This is a genomic window from Serinicoccus hydrothermalis, from assembly GCF_001685415.1.
GTDB lineage: Bacteria > Actinomycetota > Actinomycetes > Actinomycetales > Dermatophilaceae > Ornithinicoccus > Ornithinicoccus hydrothermalis.
On record NZ_CP014989.1, the window covers coordinates 2,003,866 to 2,027,862 of the forward strand.

General features: G+C 72.1%; 26 protein-coding genes and 1 tRNA gene. 16 read left to right on the plus strand and 11 right to left on the minus strand.

Annotated elements, in window-relative coordinates; translation table 11 throughout:
• The first annotated feature begins 102 nt into the window (after positions 1-102).
• Positions 103-828 carry a hypothetical protein gene (locus SGUI_RS09230; RefSeq protein ID WP_066639130.1) on the plus strand — a complete coding sequence of 242 codons (726 nt, stop codon included), beginning with the start codon at positions 103-105 and terminating at the stop codon, positions 826-828.
• Here SGUI_RS09230 and SGUI_RS09235 read toward each other — a convergent pair.
• The 7 genes from SGUI_RS09235 to SGUI_RS09265 form a co-directional block, all read right to left on the minus strand.
• Positions 814-1,197: a DUF2237 family protein gene (locus SGUI_RS09235; RefSeq protein WP_066639132.1), complete on the minus strand. Its 384-nt coding sequence runs from the start codon at positions 1,195-1,197 to the stop codon at positions 814-816. The two genes, SGUI_RS09230 and SGUI_RS09235, sit on opposite strands and share 15 nt — an antisense overlap.
• 25 nt (positions 1,198-1,222) lie before the next feature.
• Complete coding sequence (locus tag SGUI_RS09240; protein WP_066639134.1) at positions 1,223-2,257, minus strand: SGNH/GDSL hydrolase family protein; 1,035 nt, start codon at positions 2,255-2,257, stop codon at positions 1,223-1,225.
• 27 nt (positions 2,258-2,284) lie between these two features.
• Positions 2,285-2,851 carry a protein-L-isoaspartate O-methyltransferase family protein gene (locus SGUI_RS09245; RefSeq protein WP_083190595.1) on the minus strand — a complete coding sequence of 189 codons (567 nt, stop codon included), beginning with the start codon at positions 2,849-2,851 and terminating at the stop codon, positions 2,285-2,287.
• Complete coding sequence (locus tag SGUI_RS09250; RefSeq protein ID WP_066639136.1) at positions 2,848-3,204, minus strand: hypothetical protein; 357 nt, start codon at positions 3,202-3,204, stop codon at positions 2,848-2,850. The genes SGUI_RS09245 and SGUI_RS09250 overlap by 4 nt, the downstream gene beginning before the upstream one ends.
• A gap of 114 nt (positions 3,205-3,318) precedes the next feature.
• Positions 3,319-3,942 (minus strand): calcium-binding protein, encoded by a 624-nt coding sequence (locus SGUI_RS09255; protein ID WP_066639138.1) that lies wholly within the window; start codon positions 3,940-3,942, stop codon positions 3,319-3,321.
• Positions 3,939-5,258, minus strand: a complete 1,320-nt coding sequence (locus tag SGUI_RS09260; protein WP_157621793.1) for a glycosyltransferase family 2 protein — start codon at positions 5,256-5,258, stop codon at positions 3,939-3,941. The genes SGUI_RS09255 and SGUI_RS09260 overlap by 4 nt, the downstream gene beginning before the upstream one ends.
• Positions 5,252-5,494: a hypothetical protein gene (locus SGUI_RS09265; RefSeq protein ID WP_066639139.1), complete on the minus strand. Its 243-nt coding sequence runs from the start codon at positions 5,492-5,494 to the stop codon at positions 5,252-5,254. The genes SGUI_RS09260 and SGUI_RS09265 overlap by 7 nt, the downstream gene beginning before the upstream one ends.
• 191 nt (positions 5,495-5,685) lie before the next feature.
• Here SGUI_RS09265 and SGUI_RS09270 point away from each other — a divergent pair, with 191 nt between their 5' ends.
• The gene (locus SGUI_RS09270) at positions 5,686-6,012 is read left to right on the plus strand and encodes an ArsR/SmtB family transcription factor (RefSeq protein WP_066639142.1); all 327 of its coding nucleotides are present in this window, start codon (positions 5,686-5,688) and stop codon (positions 6,010-6,012) included.
• 1 nt (position 6,013) lies between these two features.
• A complete protein-coding gene (locus SGUI_RS09275; protein ID WP_066639144.1) occupies positions 6,014-6,502 on the plus strand; it encodes an SRPBCC family protein in 489 nt (162 codons plus the stop codon).
• Between the two features lie 22 nt (positions 6,503-6,524).
• Here SGUI_RS09275 and SGUI_RS09280 read toward each other — a convergent pair whose 3' ends face one another.
• The 3 genes from SGUI_RS09280 to SGUI_RS09290 all read right to left on the minus strand — a co-directional run bounded on the left by SGUI_RS09280 (position 6,525) and on the right by SGUI_RS09290 (position 9,654).
• Positions 6,525-7,250: an HAD-IA family hydrolase gene (locus SGUI_RS09280; protein ID WP_202816569.1), complete on the minus strand. Its 726-nt coding sequence runs from the start codon at positions 7,248-7,250 to the stop codon at positions 6,525-6,527.
• Entirely contained in the window at positions 7,247-8,671 is a 1,425-nt protein-coding gene (locus tag SGUI_RS09285; RefSeq protein WP_066639146.1) for a sodium:solute symporter family protein, read from the minus strand. The genes SGUI_RS09280 and SGUI_RS09285 overlap by 4 nt, the downstream gene beginning before the upstream one ends.
• A gap of 101 nt (positions 8,672-8,772) precedes the next feature.
• Positions 8,773-9,654 carry a MurR/RpiR family transcriptional regulator gene (locus tag SGUI_RS09290; RefSeq protein WP_066639149.1) on the minus strand — a complete coding sequence of 294 codons (882 nt, stop codon included), beginning with the start codon at positions 9,652-9,654 and terminating at the stop codon, positions 8,773-8,775.
• A gap of 77 nt (positions 9,655-9,731) precedes the next feature.
• On the opposite strand from SGUI_RS09290, the gene SGUI_RS09295 reads away from it, so the two are divergent.
• From SGUI_RS09295 to SGUI_RS09325, 7 genes are read left to right on the plus strand one after another with little or no spacing between them, the layout of a single operon-like run.
• Positions 9,732-10,958: a metal-dependent hydrolase family protein gene (locus SGUI_RS09295; protein ID WP_066643143.1), complete on the plus strand. Its 1,227-nt coding sequence runs from the start codon at positions 9,732-9,734 to the stop codon at positions 10,956-10,958.
• 49 nt (positions 10,959-11,007) lie between these two features.
• On the plus strand, positions 11,008-11,307 hold the full coding sequence (locus SGUI_RS09300) for a GNAT family N-acetyltransferase (RefSeq protein ID WP_066639151.1): 300 nt from the start codon (positions 11,008-11,010) through the stop codon (positions 11,305-11,307).
• Positions 11,308-11,357: 50 nt separating this feature from the next.
• The gene (locus SGUI_RS09305) at positions 11,358-11,672 is read left to right on the plus strand and encodes a hypothetical protein (protein WP_066639154.1); all 315 of its coding nucleotides are present in this window, start codon (positions 11,358-11,360) and stop codon (positions 11,670-11,672) included.
• A gap of 7 nt (positions 11,673-11,679) precedes the next feature.
• Positions 11,680-13,647 (plus strand): hypothetical protein, encoded by a 1,968-nt coding sequence (locus tag SGUI_RS09310; protein WP_066639157.1) that lies wholly within the window; start codon positions 11,680-11,682, stop codon positions 13,645-13,647.
• A gap of 13 nt (positions 13,648-13,660) precedes the next feature.
• Complete coding sequence (locus SGUI_RS09315; protein ID WP_066639164.1) at positions 13,661-14,179, plus strand: hypothetical protein; 519 nt, start codon at positions 13,661-13,663, stop codon at positions 14,177-14,179.
• A 10-nt stretch (positions 14,180-14,189) separates the two neighbouring features.
• Complete coding sequence (locus SGUI_RS09320) at positions 14,190-14,726, plus strand: hypothetical protein (RefSeq protein WP_066639167.1); 537 nt, start codon at positions 14,190-14,192, stop codon at positions 14,724-14,726.
• Positions 14,727-14,764: 38 nt separating this feature from the next.
• The gene (locus SGUI_RS09325) at positions 14,765-15,757 is read left to right on the plus strand and encodes an aldo/keto reductase (RefSeq protein WP_066639170.1); all 993 of its coding nucleotides are present in this window, start codon (positions 14,765-14,767) and stop codon (positions 15,755-15,757) included.
• Between the two features lie 255 nt (positions 15,758-16,012).
• Here SGUI_RS09325 and SGUI_RS09330 read toward each other — a convergent pair.
• Positions 16,013-16,096 (minus strand) — tRNA-Leu (locus SGUI_RS09330).
• A gap of 162 nt (positions 16,097-16,258) precedes the next feature.
• Here SGUI_RS09330 and SGUI_RS09335 point away from each other — a divergent pair.
• Genes SGUI_RS09335 through pknB form a run of 6 tightly spaced genes read left to right on the plus strand, consistent with a single transcriptional unit; the run spans position 16,259 to position 23,978 of the window.
• Positions 16,259-17,113, plus strand: a complete 855-nt coding sequence (locus SGUI_RS09335) for an FhaA domain-containing protein (protein ID WP_066639174.1) — start codon at positions 16,259-16,261, stop codon at positions 17,111-17,113.
• Positions 17,113-17,580: an FHA domain-containing protein FhaB/FipA gene (locus SGUI_RS09340; RefSeq protein WP_066639176.1), complete on the plus strand. Its 468-nt coding sequence runs from the start codon at positions 17,113-17,115 to the stop codon at positions 17,578-17,580. The genes SGUI_RS09335 and SGUI_RS09340 overlap by 1 nt, the downstream gene beginning before the upstream one ends.
• 2 nt (positions 17,581-17,582) lie before the next feature.
• Entirely contained in the window at positions 17,583-19,067 is a 1,485-nt protein-coding gene (locus SGUI_RS09345; RefSeq protein WP_066639179.1) for a PP2C family protein-serine/threonine phosphatase, read from the plus strand.
• On the plus strand, positions 19,058-20,455 hold the full coding sequence (locus SGUI_RS09350) for an FtsW/RodA/SpoVE family cell cycle protein (protein WP_066643146.1): 1,398 nt from the start codon (positions 19,058-19,060) through the stop codon (positions 20,453-20,455). Before SGUI_RS09345 ends, SGUI_RS09350 begins: the two co-directional genes overlap by 10 nt.
• Positions 20,452-21,909 carry a peptidoglycan D,D-transpeptidase FtsI family protein gene (locus SGUI_RS09355; protein WP_066639187.1) on the plus strand — a complete coding sequence of 486 codons (1,458 nt, stop codon included), beginning with the start codon at positions 20,452-20,454 and terminating at the stop codon, positions 21,907-21,909. Before SGUI_RS09350 ends, SGUI_RS09355 begins: the two co-directional genes overlap by 4 nt.
• A complete protein-coding gene (gene pknB / locus SGUI_RS09360; protein ID WP_083190597.1) occupies positions 21,906-23,978 on the plus strand; it encodes a Stk1 family PASTA domain-containing Ser/Thr kinase in 2,073 nt (690 codons plus the stop codon). Before SGUI_RS09355 ends, pknB begins: the two co-directional genes overlap by 4 nt.
• Positions 23,979-23,997 lie beyond the last annotated feature (19 nt).

Consider the following 23,997-nt stretch of genomic DNA (forward strand, 5'->3'; position numbering starts at 1 on the left):
AGGTGCTGCTTCACGCATTCGGAACAGCCTTCCTGACGCATTGCGCACCGTCGTCGGTGAGGGCCTGCTCAGCCGGTCGTGCCGAGCAGGCAAGATGGAGGCATGAGCTACGACATCACCCTCTGCCCGCGTGACTCCGGGCAGAGCTGGGCCGATGCCCTCGCCGCCGCGGACGCCGAGGACAACGACCGGGAGTCCGACGAGCAGGCCCTGGCCGAGGGGGTGGAGACCTTCCGCCGGATCGAGGCCCGGCTGCGCGAGGTGCTCACCGGCGAGCTGGAGACCTGGGTCGCGGAGGAGACCGGGGGCGACGTCTACGGCGAGCTCACCGCCGCGGAGACCGGCATCCAGGTCGAGCTCTTCGACCGCTCCGCCGCGGTGAGCGTCGGTGAGACGGGTGAGGGTATGCCCGAGGGCGCCGCCCCCGATCGTGCGGCCGTGCTGGAGCAGGCGCGGCGGGCCGTGGGGATCGTCGCCGCCGAGACCGGTTACCAGCCCTTCGACCACCGCACGGACGACGCCTTCGACGGCACCTTCCGTGAGGTCACGACCGGCGAGGAGCCCGCCGACCCCGAGGCCGCGGGCGGGGCCACCGGCACCCGACCCGGGCTCGCGGAGATGACCCGGCGGGACCCGGCCAGCCTGCGCCGGCGCGGTTGGGTCTACGTCGTGCTCGGGGCGGCCATCGTCCTCTTCGCCGGCAACCGGCTCGGCTCGGGCGAGAGCGGCGCCCTGACCATCCTGCTCCTCGTCATCGGGATCCTCGACCTGCTCGGCGGGGTCTTCCTCCTCGCCGTCAGCCGCCGGGAGCGCTCAGACCAGGCCTGAGAGGTCGTCGGGGACGTCGACGGCATACCGCCGGAGCAGCTCCAGGGGCACCAGCTCCAGGACCTGCTCGTGCGTCGCCGCGAGCACCACCGGGGCCGCCCGGCCCTCCTCATGGGCCTGGAGCCAGCGCAGCGCCACCACGCACCAGCGGTCGCCCGGCGTGAGTCCCGGGAAGCCCCAGCTCGGCCGGGGCGTGAGCAGGTCGTTGCCGACGGAGTACTGGTGGGCGAGGAAATCCTCGGTCAGGACTGCACAGATCCCGTGCACGCCGGTGTCCTGGGGGGTCACCTCGCAGCACCCGGACCGGGTGAACCCGGTGACGGGGTCGGTGCCGCACTCGACCAGCTCGGTGCCGAGGACGTTGCGCATGCCCCCAGCATTCCACGCCGGGAGCTCAGTCGTCGGTGACCTTCGCGTCGAGCGCCTGGAGATCGACGAGCCCGGCCCGCACGACCTGCTCGTCGCTGCTGCGCAGCTTCGCCACCGCGCGCCGCACCTCACCGGGCCGCAGGCCCGCCTCCTTCGCCTGCCGCAGGTTGGCCTTGCTGTCCAGCCGCAGGTCGAGCACCGCGTCGGCCTGGGCCCGCAGGTCCGGCACCGGTGAGGCCTGCGTCGTCGCCGTCCTGCTCACCGGCATCGGCGAGCCGACGAGGGAGGGGGCGATCGCCGCGGCATACCCCTGGTTGCCGGCGCGGTTGGGGTGGAAGGACTCGTCGATGGGGAGGGAGAGGTTGTTGACCCAGGGCTGCCGGTCGCAGACGGCGTGCCCGGCGAAGTCGTCGCGCACCTCCACGAAGGTGAAGCCGGAGGCCGCGGACCGGTCCGCGATGAGCTGGTCGAGCTCGGCGGTGCCGTCGTTGAGCCGGGTCATCTCCGCCCGGGAGAAGAAGGTCAGCAGGCTGCAGTCGCGCCCGTTGAAGAGGTAGGGGTAGCCGGCGATCGCGACGGCGGCGTTGGGGGCGCGATCCGCGATCTCGCCGTAGACCTCGTCCAGGCGCCCCGGGAGCTCGGTGCGGAGCACGGCCAGGGAGTCGTCGATCTCCCCGTCGCAGTCGCTCAGCCAGCCCGGGAGCGCGCACGCGGTGATCACGTCGGCGAACCCGACGTCGTTGCCGCCGATGGTCATCGAGACGTGACCGGTCCCGGCGCCGAGCGTCCCGAGCTGGTCGGCGAGGACGTCAGCGGTCTGCGCGCCGGAGCAGGCCTGGTAGTCGAGGTCCAGGCCCTTCGCCCGAGCGATGAGCTCGGGGTAGCCGCGCGGGGAGCGGTAGCAGGAGTCGGTGCGCAAGTAGGTGCCGGTCCCGGCGGAGAAGCTGTCGCCCAGGGCGACGTAGCTGGTGCTGGAGGCGGAGGACGGGGCGATGGCGAGCGTGCCGCCGACAGCGAGGGCGGCGCCGGCGGCCAGGAGGGTGCGTGTCGTCGTTGACATGGCCACATCGTAGGGCGGTGGCGGTCCTCAGCGCAGGGGGACGAAGCGATACCACCCCGGCTCCTGGTCGCGACGGACCTCCTCCCCTGCACGCTCGGCGACCATGAGGCGGCCGCGCCAGGGCAGCACCATCCGACCGGCGTCGGCCAGCTGGTCCTCCAGGGCCGCGGGCCACTGCTGCGCCATCGCCGAGACGAGGATCCGGTCGAAGGGCCCGTCCTCGGCGCGCCCCAGGACCCCCGGTGGCACGGCCAGGACGCTGGCGTGGTCGAGGCCGTCCCGCCGCAGGCGCGCCTCCGCGGCCTCCGCCAGCTCGGTCTCCAGCTCGACCCCGACGACCCGGCCCGCCGGACCCACCACGTGCGCGAGCAGGGCGGTGGTCCAGCCCGAGCCCGCCCCCACGTCGAGCACCCGGTGGCCGGGCCCGGCGTGCAGGGCGCGCAGCATGGTGGCGACGGTGCTGGGCTGGGAGCAGGTCGCGCCGTGACCGATCGAGATCGGCACGTCGTCGGCCGCCCGGCCCCGCGCGCCCTCCGGGAGGTAGTCGGCCCGCGGCGCCGCACGCATCGCTGCGGCGACCGGGTCGGTCCTCACTCGATCCCGGCCCTGCGGTCCAGGTCCTGCAGCAGCTCGTGGGCGGCCAGCTCGACCTGCTTGTGCCGCCACTGCCCGGCACGGAAGACGCAGGCGATGAGCGCCGACCGGTGCACGCGGCGGAAGTCGCCGGCGACGAAGGCATACCTCCCCTTCGTCTCCTCGGTGGCCCCCTCGGTGAGCCCGATGTGCCACCCGGCGTAGTCCTCCCACGAGTGCCGCTCGAGGTAGGCGTTCTCCGCCTCGGCGTCCGGCTGGACCTCGCCCCACTCGCTGTCCAGGACGTACTGCCGGGCCTCGATGAGTCCGCGCACGCGCGCCACGCCGGCTGCGTTGACGGTGTACCTCGCCATGGCTGACAGCGTGCACCCCTCGCGCCCGCGGCGCGAGCGGGAGGTCTCGGCGGCCCGGACCGATCGGGTCGTCTGCCTTTTTCTTGGTCAGGAACTAGAGAACGGTAGAAGCCGTCATCGAGTCGTCTGCAGACCCTCGAAGCGCACCCGGGCGTCCTCGGTGTAGAGGCCGACGGAGCCCTCGGTGTAGGGGCGCTCGGAGTCGGTGACCTCGACCAACGGCTCCCCGTCGACGGAGACGGCCATGACCCCGTCGGTCTGCGCGACCTCGACCCGGTAGTCCGGACCGATGGGGAACCGGGGCTCGGTGCCGCTGGCGAGGAAGCGCTGGTTGCCGCGGTAGGCCGGGTCCTGCTTGCTGACCTCCCAGCCGTTCGGCTTGAGCACGACGGCGTAGAAGTGCTCCGGGTCCTCGTAGTTCCACAGCACCCAGGCCACCTCCCACGGGTTGGGCTCCCCCTGGCGGAGCTGCTCCTCGGTCCGGGCCGTGATCGCGAGATCGGTCCCGGCCGGGTATGCCTGCGTCGTCACCACGAGGCCGCCGTGCGTGACGTCGGCGGAGGCGGCGCTGCGCGGCTCGAGCACCACCGCCCCGTCGTCCGGCCGCACCGATCCGTGCCCGTCGAAGACCACGCGCCAGCCCTCGTGCTCGCTGCCCTCGGCCCAGGTCTGTCCCGCGGCGCAGCCGGCGAGGAGGACGACGGAGGTCGCCGCGAGCAGTCCCCGACGCCTCGTCACCGGGCGGGCAGGCCGAGCGGCTCGGCCGGTGCGGGCTCCTCCTCGACCGTGCGCAGACGCTCGGTCTTGGCCCACCCGGTCCGACCGCGCAGGGTGCGCCCCACGGCCCGCCAGCCCGCGGCATACCAGAGCATGGAGTAGGCGACGTAGACGTGCGCCAGGGCGAAGGCCGTGAGGACGGGCAGGTCCGGCTCGCGCCGACGGTAGAGCAGGGTGAGCACGAGCGTCGGGCCGACGGCGAAGGCGTAGGACGTGACCCACCACCAGCTCGGCTCGAGCTCGCCGGTGTAGACGTCGGTCACGAGGTCGAGGACCCAGGCGGTGAAGGCGACGCTGAAGAGCGAGGCCACCAGCAGCAGGAACGGGCTGGTCAGGTGGTAGTAGAGGTCGATGCGGGCCGAGCCCTTGAGCGAGTCCAGCACGCGCGGCACGAGGCCCCAGGCCTGCAGGTGGCCCTGGAACCACCGGGTCCGCTGCCGCACCCAGCGGCCCAGGTCGACCAGGCCCTGCTGGTGCACGGCGGCGTCGCTGGAGAAGTCGAGGCGCCAGCCCGCGGTCAGCAGCCGGACGCCGAGGTCCAGGTCCTCGGACAACGAGCGGGTCCAGGGTGCGCTGCCCAGGCTCATGAGCGCCGACAGGCGGACGAACTGTCCGTTGCCGCCCAGCCCGACGCTGCCCAGGTGGCGCCGCCCCCGCTGGAAGACGTCGGTGTAGAGCACGAACTCCATGTCCTGCATGCGGGCCAGCAGGTCCGAGCGGCGGTTGTTGATCCGGACACCGATCTGCACCCCGCCCAGCACCGGGTCCACGAACTTGGGCAGGACCGCGTGCAGGCTCTGCTCCTCCAGCCGACCGTCGGCGTCGACGACGCAGACGATCGTGCCGTCGGGGTCGAAGTGGCGGCCCAGGCCGCCGGAGAGCAGGTGGGCGACGGCGGCGTTGAGCGCCTCCCCCTTGCCGAGACGCGCCTCCGGGGCGAAGCGCTGGAGGAGGTGCACGCGCGGGTCGTCGAAGGACCGGGCCACCGCGGCGGTGGCGTCCTGCGAGCCGTCGTCGACGACGAGCACGCTCATCCGGGGGTGCGGCAGCGCCAGCAGCCGCTCGATCCCGCCGCCCAGCACGAGCTCCTCGTCGAGGCACGGGACGAGGAAGACCACGTCGTAGCCCGGGTCCTGTGTCAGGTCGATCTGCGGCTCGACGGTGTGCTGCGGGGTCCGGCGCGACAGGACCAGCATCCGGACCAGGTAGGCCACGCTGAGGAGCACCAGCGCGACGGCCAGCGTCGCGACGGGGTCCACCTGCGACGAGGTCAGCACGGCGAGGCCGCCTGCGAGAGCGTCGGCACGGAGCCGGTAACGGCGACCGGGGTCACCTCGGAGGTCCCGTCCCCGGGCTGCGCGGCGGGGGCGTGCCGGGGGCGCAGGACCAGGGCGACGGCGGAGGTCAGCAGGTACCCCAGGTAGAGCACGGCTGCGGTGAGCAGTGCGAGGTGGCCGGTGGTGTCCAGGACCACGTCGAACGCGGAGAGGGCAGGGCGCAGCAGATCAGGCATCAGACAGTCCTTCGTCACGGTGAGGGGTCGATCCGCGTTCCTGGCTTCCCACCTGCGGAGATCCCGATGTGACTCCAGAGTAACAACGCGCCTTCGCGAAAGGAAGTTGAGAAGTCAACTATTTTCCCCTGTTAGATGTGTCCTTGGTCACACCGAATTGACGTACAACCAATCAGTTGTATATTGATCCCATGGACCGAACCGGCGAGGACCGCGCTGACGCGATGTTCCACGCGCTCGCCGACCGGACGCGCCGCGACATCCTGCGGCGGGTGCTGGCCGGCGAGCACTCCGTGTCGGCCCTGGCGGAGAGCTACGACATGAGCTTCGCCGCCGTCCAGAAGCATGTCGCCGTGCTGGAGCGCGCCGGCCTGCTCACCAAGCGCCGCAGCGGCCGGCAGCAGCTGGCCAGCGGCGACGTGGAGGCCGTGCGCTCGGTCTCCTCCATGCTCGACGAGCTCGAGCACATCTGGCGCGGTCGGATCGACCGCATCGACACCTTCCTCGAGGAGCACTGACATGGCCGTCATCGACGTCACCACCGACACCGACGCCCGCACCATCACGATCATCGCGGAGTTCGCCGCTCCCGTGGAGCGGGTGTGGGAGCTGTATGCCGACCCCCGCCAGCTGGAGCAGGTCTTCGGCCCGCCCGGCTACCCGGCCACCTTCGTCGAGCACGAGCTGCGGCCGGGCAGCACGTCGCGGTACTACATGACCGGCCCCGAGGGGAACCGCTTCGGCGGCCTGTGGGAGATCCGCGAGGTCGAGGGGCCGCGCGGCTTCTCCTTCGACGACCGCTTCGCCGATGCGCAGACCTGGGAGGCTGCGGACGGGTTGCCGGTCTCGCGAAGCACCTACGGCTTCGAGGCGACGGAGGCGGGCACGCGCGCGACCTACGTCTCGGTCTACGACTCCGCCGAGGGGTTGCAGCAGGTCCTCGACATGGGGGTCGAGGAGGGCGCCACGGAGTCGATCAACCAGATCGACGGCTTCCTCGCCGCCTGATCGCGGCGCTCAGCGGGTGCCCTCAGATGCGCTCGTCCGCCTCCACCGACTGCGCGAAGGCGGCCATCGAGGGGTACTCGGCCAGGTAGGTCCACGACCCCTCGGGCTCGGGCGTCGCCCCCCAGCCCGGGTGGGCGTGCCGCCGGTTGATCCACACCGAGTCCAGGTCGTGGGCCGCTGCGGGCACGTGGTCGTGGAAGAGGCTCTGCGCAACGTGCAGGTGCTCCTCGGTGGGGATGTCCAGATCCTCGAGGACCTTGCCCAGGGCGTGGAAGTGCGGGTCGGCCGGTTTGTATGCGCCGACGTCCTCCGCCGTGACGACCGCGGTGGTCCTGGCCCGGAGCTGGCGGTTGCTCGCCGCGAAGCCGGCACGGTGCACGTTGGACAGGATGATGAGGTCGAAGTGCTCGGCCAGGCTGGCCATCGCCGTCCGCGAGTCCGCGAAGGCCGGCCAGTCGGGCACCGAGCCGCCGAGCCGCTGCGCCCAGTCGTCGCTGACCGGACGTCCCAACGCGCGCCCGGTGCACCGGAAGGCCTCGGCGAGCACCTCCGGGTAGGGGTCGCGCGGCCGCTCGCGCATCACCCGGGCCTCGTGCACGGCATACGTGCGCAGCAGGCTCTCGTCGTCCAGCTCGAGACGCTGCTCGGCGGCCCAGGGGGCCAGGACCGTGGCGAGCCCGACCTCCCAGTCGATGAGGGTGCCGTAGACGTCGAAGCTGAGGGACCGGTAGTCCTGAAGCCGCATCATGCGGGCTCCCCCTTCCGCACGGGTTCACCCACCGGCCGGTCCCGGCCTCCCGGCGTGAGCAGGCTGACCACGACCAGCGTGACGAGCGTGGCCGGCAGCGAGACCAGCACCGAGTGCACGTCGCCCGGGCGGTCCAGCTGCTCCCAGGTGATCGTCAGCACGACCGCCACGGTCATGGAGGCCAGGGCACCCCACCTCGTGGCGCGCGACCAGTAGAAGATCGCGAGCACCGGCGGCGCGATCGCCACGCCGTAGACGGTGTAGGAGTAGAGCTGCAGCTCGAGCACGGTCGGGAAAAAGCGTCCGAGCACGTAGGCGACGAGGGCGAGGCCCAGCACCGCGAGGCGGTGGACCCGCAGCCGCGACCGGTCGTTCAGCTGCACCCCCATCATCCGCTGCACCGCGTCGTAGACGACGTTGCCGGCGCCGGAGAGCAGGAAGGAGGAGCCCGTCGTGATGATGAAGGCCAGCGCCCCGCCCAGGAGCAGGCCACCCACGACGACGGGCAGGAAGCCCTCGCCGGCGAGCGACAGGATCGCGGTGTCCGGCTCGATGTCCGGCAGGAGCAGCACCGCGGCCGACCCCAGCAGCGCGACCGGCACCGTGACGAGGAAGCTGGAGAGGAAGAAGCCCACGGTGGACTCGCGCGCCTCCTCCTCGGACCGGGCGGCGCCGAGCCGCTGGTACATGTTCTGGTCGGCCAGGATGAGCAGGAACAGCGGCAGGAAGTAGCCCAGCAGGGCCAGCGGGGGCAGCCCGCCGGACAGGGTCGTGTGGGTCGCCGGCAGGCCCTCCCAGTAGGCGCTCCAGCCGCCGATGTCCCTCCCGAGGATCAGCGGGAGCGCGATGAACAGGCTGGCCACGATGACGAGGGCCGAGATGAAGTCGCTCCACGCCACCGACTTCAGGCCGCCGCCGACCGCGAGGAAGGTGATGATGAAGGCGACGAGGATGGCCCCGCCCTCGGGTGACATGGGGGTGATGACGCTGATGATGTAGCCGCCACCGGTGAACTGGTAGGCCGTGATGCCGGTGTAGGCGAGCACCGTGATGAGCGCGGCCAGGATGCGGACGGTGATGCCGTAGCGGCTCTCCAGCAGCTCGGGCACGGTATGCGCGCTCGCGCGCCGCACCCGCTTGGCCACGAAGTAGAGCACGACGATGCCGACCGGGGTGCCCGCCATGAAGAAGATCGAGGCCAACGGGCCGTAGCTGTAGGCGAAGCTCGCCCCGCCGATGATGGTGCCCGAGCCGACCCAGGTGGCGAGCAGCGTCCCGATCATCACCGGCTTGGGCAGGCTCCGCCCGGCGAAGAGGAAGTCGTCCCCCGTCGCGGTCTGCCGCCGGCGGCTGAACCAGGCGCCGATGCCCACGAGGAGGGCGAGGTAGAGCACCAGGATCGTCACGTGGACGGGCTGCATCAGGGAGGCCTCCGGGCAGGGGTGTGGGGGCGTTTGGTGCGGTCGGTGCGGGCGGGGGCGTGAGCGTCAATCCAAGCGTGAGTCAGCCCACATTGCAACACTCATTGCACATCAGGTGGTAGCGCTTCCAGCTCGTCGGGGAAGACCCGGAAGGTGCGCCAGGTCTCCTCCGCCGCGTCGGCGGCGCGTGCGGCGGCAGGACGGTCCGCCTCGATGAGCGCCGCCACGAGCGCCTGCGCGATGACGACGGAGGGCACCAGCGAGGGGAACATGCTGGCACCCTCGCTCGGGACGAGGACGAACTCGTCCGCGAGCGCGGCGATCCCCAGCCGTGCGGAGTCGCCGATGACGACCAGCCGGATCCCCCGACCGGCCGCCATGCGCGCCACCTGCACCAGGTCCCGGGGGGTGCGCCACAGGTGGAGGACGACGAGCGCGTCCCCCGGCCGCAGGAGCGAGAAGGCGTTGAGCAGCACGGTCCCGCCACCCCGCTCCAGGCGGACGTCGTGACCGATGAGCTGCGCGCCGTGGGCCAGCACCAGCCCCGGAGCGGCGAAGCTGCCCGAGCCGACCACGAGGGTGACCCGGGCGTCCGTGAGGATCCGGGCCACGCGGGAGAGCTGGTCCTCGTCCAGCAGGCCGGCCAGGTCCTGGAGGTTGTGCAGGTCCTGCCGGACGGCCGCGACGCCGACCCCCTCGGCCCCGTCGTGCTCGGCCAGCACCTCGGTGGCGGACAGCCGTGAGAGGTAGCGCGAGCGGACCTCGGCCCGCAGCTGGGGCCATCCCGGGTAGCCGAGCTGCTGCGCCGCCCGGACCACGGTGGCGGCATTCACCCCGGCCAGCTCGCCCGCCTGCGCGGCGGAGGCGTAGGACAGTCGCCGGGCGTGCTGCTCGAGGGACCGCAGCACCTCCAGCACGCCGCGGCCCGGCTGGTGCCCGTCCAGCCGGGAGGCCACCCACGTGGGCAGCGGTGCGTCGCTCATCGGACCAGTCTGCAACATCTCGTGCGGCCGTGTGGGAAGGTGGGGCGACGGATCGCCGGGGCGAGGAGAGGGTGACGGTGGACGACACGATCACGGTGCTGCGCGGTGGGACGGTCTGCGACGTCGAGACCGCCGAGGCGCGTCGGGCCGACATCGCCCTCGAGGACGGGTCGATCCGCGAGATCGGCCGGCAGCTGCGTGCCCCCGAGGGCGCCACCGAGATCGACGCCTCGGGGACCTTCGTCATCCCCGGGCTCATCGACGCCCACGTCCACGTGACCGCCGGCACCGCCGACCTCGCCGCGCAGGCGGAGTACTCGCCCTACTACGTCGCTGCCCAGACGCAGGGGATCCTGCACGGCATGCTGTCCCGCGGGTTCACCTCCGTGCGGGACGTCGGCGGCGCGGACCACGGCATCGCGGCAGCGGTGGGCGAGGGCCTGTGGGCCGGGCCCCGGGTGTTCTTCGGGGGCAAGGCCCTGTCCCCCAGCAGCGGCCACGCAGACCTCCGCAGCGCGGGGCGCCAGGTGCTGGACAACCACGTCTGCTGCCCCAACATCGGCACGGTCGCCGACGGCGTGGACGCGGTGCGGCGTGCCTGCCGCGAGCAGCTGCGCACCGGCGCGGACCACCTCAAGCTCATGCTCTCCGGCGGGGTCGCCTCCCCGACCGACCGGGTCGACTCGCTGCAGTTCTCGGCCGACGAGATCGAGGCGGCCGTGGAGGAGGCGGCCAACGCCAACCGCTACGTCACCGGCCACGCCTACACGGCCCGGGCGGTCAACCGCGGGCTGGAGCTCGGCCTGCGCAGCATCGAGCACGGCAACCTCATCGACGCCTCCAGCGTCGAGCTCTTCCTCGAGCACGACGCCTTCCTGGTGCCGACCCTGGTCACCTACGAGTACCTCCACTCCGAGGGCGCCGAGGCGGGCCTGCCGCCGGCCAGCCAGGCCAAGGTGGGCGACGTGCTGGAGGCGGGCCTCCATGCCCTGGACCTCGCGAGCCGCGGCGGGGTGAAGATCGCGCTGGGCACCGACCTCCTCGGCGCGATGCACCGGCACCAGAGCCAGGAGTTCCGGATCCGCGCCCAGGTCCAGTCGGCACCCGACATCCTGCGGTCGGCGACGCTGGTCGGGGCCGAGCTCGTGGAGCAGACCGGGACGCTCGGCATACTCGCCGAGGGTGCGGCGGCCGACCTCGTGCTCCTGCGGGCGGACCCCCTGGAGGACGCGCACGTGCTCGCGACCCCCGAGCAGCACGTCCGGATGGTCGTGCAGCGCGGCCGGGTCGTGCACGAGGGGTGACCCCGGCCGACCGGTGGACGGGCACCCCCGAGACGCGAGAGGCTGGGGCATGGGCGACGTCCAGGTGACCAGGAACGACGAGCAGACGCGCTACGAGGCGCGCGTCGACGGCGAGCTGGCCGGGTTCGCCGAGTACCAGCTGACCGACATCCTCGTCGTCTTCACGCATACCGAGGTCGAGGGGGCGCACGAGGGCCAGGGGGTCGGGAGCGCCCTGGCGAGGTATGCCCTCGACGACGTCCGCGAGCAGGGCACGCGACGGGTGCTCGCGATCTGCCCCTTCATCAAGGGCTGGATCGACCGGCACCCCGACTACGCGCCCCTGCTCTACGCGGGCACGCAGGGCTGAGCCGCTGCTAACCTCCCGCAGGGGACCACCACAGCACCACAGGAGGGGCGATGGCCGGGGACGACGACGTCGTCATGGTGCACAACACCTACAAGGACGCGCTCGAGAGCGCGCGCTCCTCCAGCGTCGGACCGGCCGCCCGGCTCGAGGACGCGCTGTCCGCCGCCCGGCGGGCGATGGACGCCGGCGCGTGGCAGGGCCCGATGGGCGAGGACTTCTCCGGCGAGCTCGACACCTACCGCCGCAGGCTCAACGAGGCCGGTCCCGATGCCCTCGACGCCTTCGACGACGCCATCGCGAGGCAGCCCGAGCGGGTGCCCTCGACGGCGTGGCAGGTGCGCTGGCAGCGCATGAGCTGGCGGTAGGCCCGGCATGGCTCTCGTCAGCATCGACATCGGGGCGATGGAGGACCTCGTCTCCGACATCACCTCCGCCCGGGACGACCTGCCCTCCGACGTCAGCACGGTCAGGGGTCGGCTGGAGCACGTCATGCTCGGCACGGACCCGGTGTCGCAGGTCGACTTCGGCTCCGCGGTCTGGACCTGGATGGACGACCGCATCCGCGACCTCAACCGCCGGCTGAGCCTCGCGCGCCTCATCGCTGGGAGCACGCCGGGGGTGCCCGGCGTCGGGGTCGTCGAGATCGACGAGAGCTACGTCAGCGACCTGTCGCAGGCGGAGGTCGACGCCCTGGCCGACGAGGTCGAGGTCCTCATGACGCGCGAGGAGTTCGCCGATCCGGAGGACATCGACCCCCGGCTGCTGGAGATCCTCGCCGACCACGCGCACGACCCCTACTTCGCCGCGGCCGTGGCCAACCGGGTGTCGCCCTCGACGCTGGACCAGTACCTCCTCGACATCAACTCCTACCGCGAGTACCGCGCGCTCACGGAGGAGGACAAGACCGACTTCGACGCCCGCTACGACACCCTGCTCAACGGGCTGGGGATGACCTTCGGTCTCGCGTCCCAGGGTGAGGGCGAGCTCGAGGTCCCGGGGATGGCGGAGGCGTGGGCCGATCACATCGAGGAGGTCCCGCCGATGCTGGGCACCGCCCAGCGGCTCAGCCTCGTCATCTCACGCGGCACCTTCAGCACCGAGCTGCTGACGACCGTCCACGACCGGATGGTCGACCTCGAGGGGGACGACGGCGCGGGGTACTGGGCGACCCCCTCGTTCATCTTCGACCCGGACCCGAGCAAGAGCCCCGCCACCAACCTGCTCATGGACCCGTTCGGCGCGCTCTACCAGGGCATGGGCAACAACCCGGAGGCTCTGCACCAGGTCTTCGCCGAGGGCGAGACCATCACCGTCGAGACCGACGACGGCCCGGTCGAGGTCAACGCGCGCCTGTGGGAGACGCTGCGCTACCGCGGGATGGACGAGTATGCGATCAGCCAGTTCATGACCGGGCTCCAGTCCGGTCTGACCGCGCCGCCCGTCGAGGGCGGGGAGGCGTGGCAGCCCGGGCTGGTCGAGGACCTCGACGGCACCATCGGCGCGATCGAGCGCGAGATGCGCATCGCGGAGGAGAACAAGCCGCCGTGGTGGTCCGCGGCGGGGCACATCGTCCTCGACGTGCTGGGGATGGTCCCCCTCTTCGGTGAGCCGGCCGACGCGCTCAACGGCCTGTGGTACACCGCGGAGGGCAACTACGTCGACGCCGGGCTGTCCTTCGCCGGTGTCGTCCCGGTCGTGGGCTGGTTCGCCGTCGGGGGCAAGTGGGTCAAGCGTGCGCTGACCCTCGAGGAGCTCGCGACCGCCGAGAGGCTCGTCGACAGCGGGCTCGACGCCTCCCGGCTGCTGCCCGGCGGGCGCCTGGCCGACTCCGCGGACGATCTGGCGGACGCGGCGAACTTCACCACCGACGCCTTCCTCACCCCGGCCGAGCTGCGCCGTTTCAACGATCGTCCCTGGCTGCAGAACATGGTGGCCGGCAACCGCTTCGACACCTACATGGCGCCGAACTACACCCACAACCAGATCTACCTCGACGCGCCCGGCGGCTCGGGCTACGTGCGGCTGGACAGCTATGTCCCCGGTGAGGAGATCATCTCGCGCAAGCTCACCCAGCTCGGGGACGTGCAGCCGACCACGGCGTTCAGCTACATCGACGAGCTGGTCAACAAGTACCCCGTCAACGCGAATATCGCCGACGTCCCCAGCACCCATGCCTCGGGGCTCGCCGGCCAGACCCTGGACGGCCAGCTCGTGCTGCAGGTCCCGCCGCAGGCGGGTGGCACGATCCCGGAGGAGGTCGCGCAGCACGCCTTCGAGAACAACGTCCATATCATCGACATCAACGGGTTCGACTACACCGCGCACCTCTACAACCCCTGAACGAGAGAGAGCGATGACCTACCGCTACGGACGTGACTGGCACCCGGTCCTGCGCAAGCCGATCCAGGAGATCACCGAGAAGAAGGCACGGCAGCGGTGGGCCTCCGGCCCGCAGTTCTCGGTGAGCCAGGTGGACGACGAGGGGAGCGTGCCGGCATACACCCTGGTCGTGATGCCCGAGGGCAGTTTCGTCCGGAGCGAGCGCTACGACGAGCACGGTTCGGTGGTGTCCGCCTACCACTTCGACCTCATCGAGGGCTCCGAGGACCAGCTCTTCCTGCACCAGGTCACCGAGTACGTCTACCCCGACAGGCAGACCGGCTATCTGGCGATGAACGCCGCGAAGGCCCACACCACCTTCAACTTCCGCCCCAACGGCTGGGCCCGCGCGCGCTTCGTCGTGGACGGACAGCCCGAGGCCCGCGTCGAGGAGTACACCGGGGTGGACGTCTCGGCTCACTGGGTCGAGCGTCCCGCGTTCGGTGACTGGGACCGGTTGGGCGCGGACCGCGCGCCGGAGCCGCCCGGCTGAGAGGCACCTCGTGACCTACCGATACGGCCGTGACTGGCACCCGGTCCTGCGCAAGCCGATCCAGGAGATCACCGAGAAGAAGGCTCGGACCCGCTTCACCGACGGACCGTCGTTCTCGGTGAGCAAGGTCGCTGACGGGTCCGGTGGCCACGTGCCGGACTACACGTTGAAGATCAACCCGGACGGTATGTACGTCGGGACCGTGTTCTACGACGGCTACGGCTCGGAGGTGGAGAAGTACCACTTCGACGAGGCGGTCGATCGTCCTGGTGAGCTGTTCCTCCGGGAGGTCGTGGTGACGGTCTATCCCGACGGTCAGGACAGGTGGCTCTCCCTTCGCGACTCCAGGGCGCACAGGTCCTTCCTCTTCCAGCCCGACGGCTGGGCGCGTTCCTACCTCGCCGTCAAGGGCGAGCTGGCGGCCAAGGTCGAGGAGTTCACCGGCGTCGACGTCTCGGCCCACTGGGTGCCGATGATCACCTTCGGTGACTGGGACCGCTTCGGCGAGCACCGCGAGACGTCGGCGCGTCCCTGGTACCAGCAGTGACTCCCACGGGGCGCCGCGCCGTCGCTAGCGTGGCGAGCATGGACACACGCCAGCTCGGATCACGCGGCCCCACCGTCTCTGCCCTCGGCCTCGGCTGCATGGGCATCAGCCAGAGCTTCGGCCCCTCCCCTGACCGCGAGAGCAACATCGCGTTCCTCCGCCAGGCCGTCGACTGCGGCGTCACCTTCTTCGACACCGCGGAGGTCTACGGGCCCTTCGACAACGAGGACGTCGTGGGCGAGGCGCTGCAGCCCTCGCGCGACCAGGTCGTCATCGCCACGAAGTTCGGGTTCGCCTTCGACGACGACGGCAGGCAGACCGGTGTCTCGAGCCGACCGGAGGACATCCACCGCGCCGTCGAGGGCTCGCTCCGACGGCTCCGGACCGACGTGATCGACCTGCTCTACCAGCACCGGGTCGACCCGGACGTCCCCATCGAGGACGTGGCTGGCACCGTCAAGGAGCTCATCGAGGCGGGCAAGGTCAAGCACTTCGGCCTGTCCGAGGCCGGTCCGACCACCATCCTCCGGGCCCACGAGGTGCAGCCGGTGACCGCGCTGCAGAGCGAGTACTCCCTCTTCTGGCGCGAGCCGGAGAGGTCGGTGCTGCCCACCCTGGACGAGCTCGGCATCGGCTTCGTCCCCTTCAGCCCCCTCGGCCGTGGCCTGCTCACCGGCGCCGTCACCCGGGAGTCGACCTTCGGCGACGGTGACATCCGGGCCAACCTGCCGCGGTTCACCGGGGAGGCCCTCGCGGTCAATCTCGACCTCGTGGACCGGGTGAGGGACGTGGCCGACCGTCTCGACGCCACGCCCGGCCAGGTGGCGCTCGCGTGGCTGCTCGCCCAGCGCGACTGGATCGTCCCCATCCCCGGCACCCGCCGGATCTCGCGGCTCGAGGAGAACCTCGGAGCTACAGGTCTCCGGCTCGACGCCGCGGTCGTCGACGAGCTCACCCGGGCCTCCGACCAGGTCGCCGTCGTCGGGGACCGCTACCCCGAGGCCATGCAGGCCCTCATCGACCGCACCTGACCATCCGGGCGCCGGGTTCGTCCAGCCGGCCCCTCGCCGGAATTCGACCTCTGGAAACGTCGCCATGGCGAGCAAACCAACAGTCGAATTCCGGCGGGGCGGGCTGGTGCCAAATTTCGACATCTCGTTTGTCCGCCATGGCGAGCAAACCCACAGTCGAATTCCGGCGCGACGAAGCAGGTCTGGATCCGTTTGCACGAGAAAACCCCCGGACCGAGGGTCCGGGGGTTTCGCGTCCTGCGATGAGGACGAGCGTGCGCGAGGGGGGAGTTGAACCCCCACGCCCTTGCGGGCACACGGACCTGAACCGTGCGCGTCTGCCTATTCCGCCACTCGCGCGAGTGCCCAGCAAGGCTAGCACTGCGCCCACCTGCGCCCCTAATCCGACGGAGGACCTCCGACGGCTCCCGGGCCCCGGGCCAGCCTCCAGGGTCCTCCCACCCGTGGCGGCTACCATCGAGGGCGCCAGCCATGAACCGTGCCACCAGTCAGGAGAGGGCCGTGGGTGTCTTCGACAAGCTCGAGCGAGGGCTCGAGCGCGCCGTGAAGCAACCCTTCGCCAAGGTCTTCAAGGCCGAGGTCCAGCCGGTCGAGATCGCCTCCGCCATGCGCGGCGCCATGGACGACCGCGCCGCGGTCCTCGGCCCGGGCCGCACGATGGTCCCCAACGTCTTCACCGTCGAGCTGGCCGAGAGCGACTACGAGCGGCTCTCCTCCTACTCCCACGCCCTCACCGACGAGCTCGTCGCCGCCGCGGAGGACCACGCCGACGCGCAGCGGTATGTAGCGCCCGGCCCGTTCGAGGTCCGGCTCGTCTCCGGCGAGGAGCTGGAGACCGGCATCTTCCGGGTGCGCCCGGCCGCCAAGGACGGCCGGCGCGGCTCCGGCGAGCGCGGCGCGGCCCGCGAGTTCGCCGAGGCCCAGCAGGCCCAGGACAGCCGCCGGGAGGAGCAGGCGCGCGAGCAGGCCGAGCGCCAGCGCTCCCAGCAGGACGAGCGTGCCGAGGCCTCCTACGAGGAGGCGGCGTACCGCCGCCCGACCCAGCCCGCGCGCTCCCGTCGCCGCACCGGACCCTCGCTGCAGATCGACGGGCGGCAGATCCCGCTGACCGCCGCCGTGACGACCCTCGGCCGGGACGAGGAGTGCACGATCGTCGTCGACGACCCGGGCGCCTCACGCAAGCACGCCGAGATCCGGATCGGCCACGACGGCCCGCACCAGCAGGTCATCCTGCGCGACCTCGGCTCGACCAACGGCACCTACCTCAACGGCGAGCAGGTCGGCAGCGAGCAGCTGCGCACCGGCGACCGCATCACCCTCGGACGCACCCACATCACGGTCCAGCTGGAGGGTTGATGGGTGAGCTGACCCTCAACCTGCTCCGGCTGGGCGTGGTGGTGCTCCTGTGGGCGTTCGTCGTGGCCGTCGTCGGCGCCCTGCGCGGCGACCTCTACGGCACCCGCGTCCTCACCCGCAACGCCGGGCCGACCCGCAAGCCGGAGTCCCGCTCGGAGCGCAAGCAGCGCCGCAACAACCCCACGCACCTCGTCGTCACCGAGGGACGCCTGCGCGGCACGTCAGTGCCGCTGCACGAGGCCGGCGTCCTCGTCGGCCGCAACCCCGAGTGCTCGCTGGTCCTCACCGACGACTACGCCTCGGGCCGGCACCTGCGGATCTACCCCGGCTCCGACGCCTGGTACGCCGACGACCTCCGCTCCACCAACGGCACCGAGGTCAACGGGGCCCGGATCGGCACCGGGGCCAGGCTCGACCCGGGTGCCCAGATCCGGATCGGCCAGACCGTCCTCGAGCTGCGCCGCTGACCATGGCCCTCGCCCTGCGCTACGCCGCGCGCACCAACATCGGCCTCGGCAGCAAGGCCCGCAACGAGGACTCCGCGTATGCCGGGCCCGAGCTGCTCGTCCTCTGCGACGGGATGGGCGGGCACGCCGCGGGCGACGTCGCCTCCTCCCTCGTCGTCGGCGAGCTGGTGCACCTCGACGGCGAGTCGCACGGCGCGGACGACGCCCTGGACATCCTCGAGCAGGCGCTGGGCGAGGCCAACAACCGGCTGGCCGACGTCATGGAGGTCTACCCCGACTCCGACGGCATGGGCACGACCTGCATCGCGATGCTCCGGGTCGACACCAAGCTGGCGGTCGCCAACATCGGCGACTCCCGGGCATACCTCCTGCGCGGCGGGCGGCTCACCCAGATCACCACCGACCACTCCTTCGTCCAGAAGCTGCTGGACGAGGGGCGGATCAGCCAGGAGGAGGCGCAGCACCACCCGCAGCGGTCCCTCGTCACCCGCGTCTTCACCGGCCGCCCCGAGGACCACCCGGACCTGTCCCTGCGCGAGCTGCGCGACGGGGACCGGGTGCTCATCTGCAGCGACGGGCTCACCGACTACGTCTCCACCGAGGTCGTCACCGAGATCCTCGCCGAGCCGGACCGCACCCCCGGCCAGGTCGCGGACGCCCTGGTCCACACCGCGCTGCGCGCCTCGACCCGGGACAACGTCACCGTCGTCGTCGCCGACGCGGTCTCCCCCGGCGAGGGCACGAGCAAGCCCCAGGTCGTGGGCGCCGCCAGCGAGCGCCGCGGCAACCGCCCGCTCAGCCACCTCAGCCCCGCGGAGAAGGCCGCCGCCCTCACCCGGGAGGCCTCCGGGGTCTCCACCGTGGACGAGGCACCGCTGCTCGCGGAGGAGCAGAGCCGGCCGTGGGTCCGGGCGCTGCGCCTGGCCGGCATCACCGTCGCCGTGCTCGCGGTCCTCGTCGCCGGCGGCTGGGCGGGCTGGACCTGGAGCCAGCAGCAGTACTACGTGGGGGAGCAGGACGGCATGGTCACGATCTACCGCGGCATCTCCCAGGACCTCGGGCCGATCAGCCTGTCCACCGCGGAGCAGCAGACCGACCTCCCGGTCGAGGAGCTGCCCTACTACTACCAGCGCCGGGTGCAGGGCACCCTGTCCGCGGACGGCCAGGACGGCGCGGAGCGGATCGTGGAGGACCTGCGGGCCCTCGTCGCGGCGCCCTGCGTGCCGACCGTGCTCCTGCCGGACGGCTCGACCACGACCCAGATCCCGGACGACATGGAGACCGTGACGGCCGACAGCCTCGCCGAGGCGCAGCGGTCCGCGAGCGAGCAGGACCCGGGTCCGGCGCGCGCCCTGCTGCAGGACTCGCTCGAGCTGGGCGGCAGCACCCTGGGCGGCACGGACGCCACACGCCCCGGCACCGAACCCACCGGTGCCGAGGATGCCGCCCCGACCGCGACCGTCGTGTGGCCGGAGGGATGCCCGTGAGCACCACGACCCCCACCCCGTCGACCGTCACCAGCCTCAAGGTGCGCAGCGGACGCACCATCGAGCTCCTGCTGCTCGTGCTGGCCGTCGGCGTCGTCACCCTCTCCTACCTCACCGTCAACCTCACGGCGCAGGGCGCGCTCCCCACCGACGTCTGGTGGCACGTGGGCATCTTCGCGGCGCTCGCGCTCGGGCTGCACGTGGTCCTGCGCGCCCGGGCCCGGTATGCCGACCCCCTCCTCCTGCCGCTCGCGACGCTGCTCAACGGGCTGGGTCTGGTGATGATCCACAGGATCGACCTCGTCGAGACCGCCGGGGGCACCGACGGGGTGGCGAGCCGGCAGCTGCTGTGGACCGGGCTGGCGATGGCCATCGCGGCCGCCGTGCTCGTCCTGCTGCCCGACCACCGGGTGCTGCGGCGCTACACCTACATCGCGATGGCGCTCGGCTTCGTGCTGCTCCTCATGCCGATGCTCCCGGTCATCGGCGAGACGGTGAACGGCTCGCGCCTGTGGATCCGGATCGGGCCGTTCAGCTTCCAGCCGGGCGAGCTGGCCAAGATCGCCGTCGCCGTCTTCTTCGCCGGCTACCTCGTCTCCACCCGCGACGCCCTCTCGCTCGTCGGTCGCCGCGTCCTCGGGCTGCAGTTCCCCCGGGCCCGCGACCTCGGGCCGATCCTGGTCATCTGGATCCTCTCGGTCCTCATCCTCGTGCTGCAGCGCGACCTCGGCTCCTCGCTGCTCTTCTTCGGCCTCTTCGTCGCGATGCTCTACGTCGCGACCGAGCGCACGAGCTGGATCGTCATCGGGCTGTCGCTCTTCCTCGCCGGCTGCGTCCTCGCCTGGCGGCTCTTCGACCACGTGCAGGCGCGCGTCACGCTCTGGCTCGACCCCTTCGCCCCGGACCAGTCCGACCAGGTCGCCAAGGGGCTCATGGGCCTGGCCCACGGCGGCATCTTCGGGGCCGGGCTGGGCGGCGGCTTCCCCTACATCACCTACTACGCCAACAGCGACTACATCGTGGCCAGCTTCGGCGAGGAGCTCGGCATGATCGGGCTGTTCGCCCTGCTGCTGCTCTACGCCCTGCTCGTGGAGCGCGGCCTGCGCACCGCGATCGGCTCCCGGGACGGCTTCGGCAAGCTGCTGGCGGTCGGGCTCTCCTTCACGGTCGCGCTCCAGGTCTTCGTCATCGTCGGCGGCATCACCCGGGTCATCCCGCTCACCGGCCTCACCACGCCGTTCCTCTCGGCGGGCGGCTCCTCGCTGCTCGCCAACTGGATCATCGTCGCGCTGCTGCTGCGGATCAGCGACCACGCCCGCCGCCCCATCTCCGAGCGCCGCCAGGACCCGAGCATCGACGCCGCCGAGCGGGAGGGAGCAAGCGCATGAACACCCCCATCCGACGGCTCGCCCTGGTCGTCTTCGCCATGTTCACCGCGCTGCTGGTGTCCACGACGTGGATCCAGTTCGTCCAGGCGGAGGACCTGCGCGAGACCCCGGGCAACCGCCGCACCCTCATCGACAACTACAGCCGGGACCGCGGCGCGATCCTCGTCGACGGCACCCCCATCGCGAGCTCGCAGCCGACCGACGACGAGCTGGAGTGGCTGCGGCAGTACGACCAGGCGCAGCGGTATGCCCACGTCACCGGCTACTACTCCTTCACCTACGGCGCGGGGCTGGGGCTGGAGCGGGCCGAGGACGCGGTCCTCGCCGGGACCGACGACAGCCTCTTCTACCAGCGGCTCGCCGACGTCGTCACCGGCACGCCGGTCTCCGGCGCGAGCCTCGAGCTGACCATCGATCCCGAGGTGCAGGCGGCCGCCACGGAGGCCCTGGGCGACCGGCGGGGTGCCGCGGTCGCGCTGAACCCCCAGACCGGGGAGATCCTGGCCATGGTGAGCAAGCCCAGCTTCGACCCCAACGCCCTGTCCAGCCATCAGCTCGCGGCGGTGGACGAGGCCTACGCCGCGCTCACCGACGACCCCGCCGAGCCGCTGGTCAACCGCGCCATCGGTGGCGACCTCTACCCGCCCGGGTCGACCTTCAAGCTGGTCCTCGCCGCCGCGGCGCTGGAGTCCGGTGAGTACACCCCGGACACCGAGCTCGAGGGCGGGCTGACGTATACCCTCCCCGGCACCGAGACCGAGCTGCCCAACTTCGGCGGCGCGGCCTGCGACCCCGAGGGGCGCCCGACGCTGGCCGAGTCGGTGCAGGTCTCGTGCAACACCTCCTTCGCCTGGCTCGCCGGGGAGCTCGGCGCCGACGCGGTCCGCGAGCAGGCCGAGGCCTTCGGCTTCGGGCAGCCGCTGGAAGTGCCGATGAGCGTGACGCCCTCGATCTACCCCGACGAGCTGGACGACGCCCAGCTCGCGCTGACCGGCATCGGGCAGTTCGAGGTCCGGGAGACCCCGCTCCAGGTGGCGATGATCTCGGCCGCCATCGCCAACGGCGGGGTGACGATGACGCCCTACCTCGTCGAGGAGGTGCGCGGCTCCGACCTCGAGGTCATCGAGCGGGCCGAGCCCCGGACCCGCTCGCGCGCGGTGTCGCAGGAGTCCGCGGAGCAGCTCACCGAGATGATGACCTCGGTGGTGGAGCGCGGCTCGGGCCAGGCGGCGGCGCTGCCCGACGTGGAGGTGGCCGGCAAGACCGGCACCGCCGAGTTCGGCGAGAACGGTGCCGCGCACGCGTGGTTCACCGGCTTCGCGCCCGCCGACGACCCGCAGATCGCGGTCGCGGTCATCGTGGAGTCGGCGACGGACAACTGGGTGGGCGAGACCGGTGGCCAGGTCGCGGCGCCGGTGGCGCGCGCCATGCTGGAGGCGGGAGTGGAGCGATGACCGACGACCCCACGCAGGCCACCCCGCCGCCCGAGAGGCAGCCCCGGGTGCTGGGCGGTCGCTACGAGCTCGGCGAGCTCATCGGCCGCGGCGGCATGGCCGACGTGCACGTGGGTCACGACCTGCGGCTGGGTCGCCCGGTCGCGATCAAGGTCCTGCGCACCGACCTCGCCCGCGACTCCTCCTTCCTCTCCCGCTTCCGCCGCGAGGCGCAGTCGGCGGCCGGGCTCTCGCACCCCTCGATCGTGGGCGTCTTCGACTCCGGCGAGGAGTCGGTCACCGAGTCCGGCGGGGCCACGGTGCAGGTGCCCTACATCGTCATGGAGCTCGTCGAGGGCCGCACGCTGCGCGAGCTGCTCAACGAGCACGGCACCCTCGAGCCCGACGAGGCGGCGCGGATCACCGGCCTCGTCCTCTCGGCGCTGGAGTATGCCCACGAGCGCGGCCTGGTGCACCGCGACATCAAGCCCGCCAACGTCATGGTGACCGCGGCCGGTGCGGTCAAGGTCATGGACTTCGGCATCGCCCGCGCCATCGCCGACACCGCGGCGACGATGACCCAGACGCAGGCCGTCATGGGCACGGCCCGCTACCTCTCGCCGGAGCAGGCCCAGGGGCTGGACGTCGACGGGCGCTCCGACCTCTACTCCGTCGGGTGCCTCCTCTACGAGCTCCTCGTCGGGCGCACACCCTTCCAGGGCGACCCGGTGTCGCTGGTCTACCAGCACCTCGGTGAGGCACCCAAGGCCCCCTCGACCCACGGCTCCGGGCTGCCCGCGGCCCTGGACGCGATCGCGCTGCACGCCCTGGAGAAGAAGCCGGAGGACCGCTACCAGGACGCGGGCGCCTTCCGCGCCGACCTCAACGCCGCCCGCGCCGACGAGCCGGTCTCCGCGGAGGCGCAGTCGACCTACGACCGCGTGCTCGGCCTGGGCGCCGCTGCCGGGGCAGGGGCCGCCGTGGCGTCCGCCCGGCCCTCCGCCGCCGCGACCCAGGCGGTCCCGGTGGGAGGCGGGCGCGAGCCGCAGGCATACCCGGGGGAGCCGACCGGGATCTTCGCCGCCGCCGGCGCGGACGACTCCTTCGAGCGCACCGACGAGATGCCGGTGCGCGAACGACGGCACCCCGGCGCCGCCCTGCTGCTGGGGGCGCTGGCGACCGTCGCGCTGGCCGGTGTCGCCTGGGTCCTCTTCCAGGTGATGGGGCCGAACGGTGACGACGGGCCGGAGATGCTCGTCGTGCCCAGCACCGTGGGCAGCACCGAGGCGCAGGCGCGGACCACGCTCACCGCGGCCGGCTTCACCGTCGCCGACGACGTCCGGCAGCGCAACAGCGACGAGGACCCCGGCGTCGTCGTCGAGCAGGACCCCCCGGGCGGTGAGCTGGAGCGCGGCGGCGAGGTGACGCTCACGGTCTCGGCCGGCCCGGAGGCGCAGACCATCCCGCGGCTGCAGGGGCTGGAGGAGCAGGCGGCCCGCGACCTGCTCGAGCGGGAGGGCTTCACCAACGTGCGCGGCGAGTCCGAGCAGTCCGACGACCCGGACTGGGAGGAGGGGCAGGTCGTCTCCAGCGACCCCGAGGAGGGAGAGGAGATCGACCCGGGCGACGAGATCGTCCTGACCATCTCCAGCGGTGACGTCGAGGTCCCCGACGTCGTGGGCCGGGACCAGAACGAGGCCGTGCTGCTCCTGGACGCGCAGACCCTGGAGTGGGAGATCGAGACGCGGCGCACCGCCGACGCGGATCCCGGCACCGTGCTCGAGCAGTCGGAGGAGCCCGGCGACACGGTCGCCCAGGGCAGCACCGTCGACCTCGTCGTGGCGGCCGAGCCGGTGCAGACCGAGACCGCGACCGAGGTCATCACCGAGACGATCACGCCGACCCCGACGTCCGAGCCCACGCAGGAGCCGACGGAGACCGACGAGCCCACCGAGAGCGACGAGCCGACGGAGACCGAGGAGCCCACCGAGAGCGAGGACCCGACGATCGGACCGGTCCCGACCGACCCCGAGCCGACCGACCCCGGTCCGCCGGAGGACCCGCCGGCCGACGGGGACGAGGGCGACTAGCGCCGGCGACCCTCGGCGA

What these genes read in the sequence shown, in the direction of transcription:
- SGUI_RS09250 (WP_066639136.1), bottom strand. Translation starts at nt 3,204, where the DNA reads ATGGCGAGGTACACCGTCAACGCAGCCGGCGTGGCGCGCGTGCGCGGA.
- SGUI_RS09235 (WP_066639132.1), bottom strand. Translation starts at nt 1,197, where the DNA reads ATGCGCAACGTCCTCGGCACCGAGCTGGTCGAGTGCGGCACCGACCCC.
- SGUI_RS09265 (WP_066639139.1), bottom strand. Translation starts at nt 5,494, where the DNA reads ATGCCTGATCTGCTGCGCCCTGCCCTCTCCGCGTTCGACGTGGTCCTG.
- SGUI_RS09290 (WP_066639149.1), bottom strand. Translation starts at nt 9,654, where the DNA reads ATGAGCGACGCACCGCTGCCCACGTGGGTGGCCTCCCGGCTGGACGGG.
- SGUI_RS09300 (WP_066639151.1), top strand. Translation starts at nt 11,008, where the DNA reads ATGGGCGACGTCCAGGTGACCAGGAACGACGAGCAGACGCGCTACGAG.
- SGUI_RS09325 (WP_066639170.1), top strand. Translation starts at nt 14,765, where the DNA reads ATGGACACACGCCAGCTCGGATCACGCGGCCCCACCGTCTCTGCCCTC.
- SGUI_RS09280 (WP_202816569.1), bottom strand. Translation starts at nt 7,250, where the DNA reads ATGATGCGGCTTCAGGACTACCGGTCCCTCAGCTTCGACGTCTACGGC.
- SGUI_RS09315 (WP_066639164.1), top strand. Translation starts at nt 13,661, where the DNA reads ATGACCTACCGCTACGGACGTGACTGGCACCCGGTCCTGCGCAAGCCG.
- pknB (WP_083190597.1), top strand. Translation starts at nt 21,906, where the DNA reads ATGACCGACGACCCCACGCAGGCCACCCCGCCGCCCGAGAGGCAGCCC.
- SGUI_RS09310 (WP_066639157.1), top strand. Translation starts at nt 11,680, where the DNA reads ATGGCTCTCGTCAGCATCGACATCGGGGCGATGGAGGACCTCGTCTCC.
- SGUI_RS09350 (WP_066643146.1), top strand. Translation starts at nt 19,058, where the DNA reads ATGCCCGTGAGCACCACGACCCCCACCCCGTCGACCGTCACCAGCCTC.
- SGUI_RS09305 (WP_066639154.1), top strand. Translation starts at nt 11,358, where the DNA reads ATGGCCGGGGACGACGACGTCGTCATGGTGCACAACACCTACAAGGAC.
- SGUI_RS09355 (WP_066639187.1), top strand. Translation starts at nt 20,452, where the DNA reads ATGAACACCCCCATCCGACGGCTCGCCCTGGTCGTCTTCGCCATGTTC.
- SGUI_RS09240 (WP_066639134.1), bottom strand. Translation starts at nt 2,257, where the DNA reads ATGTCAACGACGACACGCACCCTCCTGGCCGCCGGCGCCGCCCTCGCT.
- SGUI_RS09345 (WP_066639179.1), top strand. Translation starts at nt 17,583, where the DNA reads ATGGCCCTCGCCCTGCGCTACGCCGCGCGCACCAACATCGGCCTCGGC.
- SGUI_RS09275 (WP_066639144.1), top strand. Translation starts at nt 6,014, where the DNA reads ATGGCCGTCATCGACGTCACCACCGACACCGACGCCCGCACCATCACG.
- SGUI_RS09230 (WP_066639130.1), top strand. Translation starts at nt 103, where the DNA reads ATGAGCTACGACATCACCCTCTGCCCGCGTGACTCCGGGCAGAGCTGG.
- SGUI_RS09285 (WP_066639146.1), bottom strand. Translation starts at nt 8,671, where the DNA reads ATGCAGCCCGTCCACGTGACGATCCTGGTGCTCTACCTCGCCCTCCTC.
- SGUI_RS09340 (WP_066639176.1), top strand. Translation starts at nt 17,113, where the DNA reads ATGGGTGAGCTGACCCTCAACCTGCTCCGGCTGGGCGTGGTGGTGCTC.
- SGUI_RS09270 (WP_066639142.1), top strand. Translation starts at nt 5,686, where the DNA reads ATGGACCGAACCGGCGAGGACCGCGCTGACGCGATGTTCCACGCGCTC.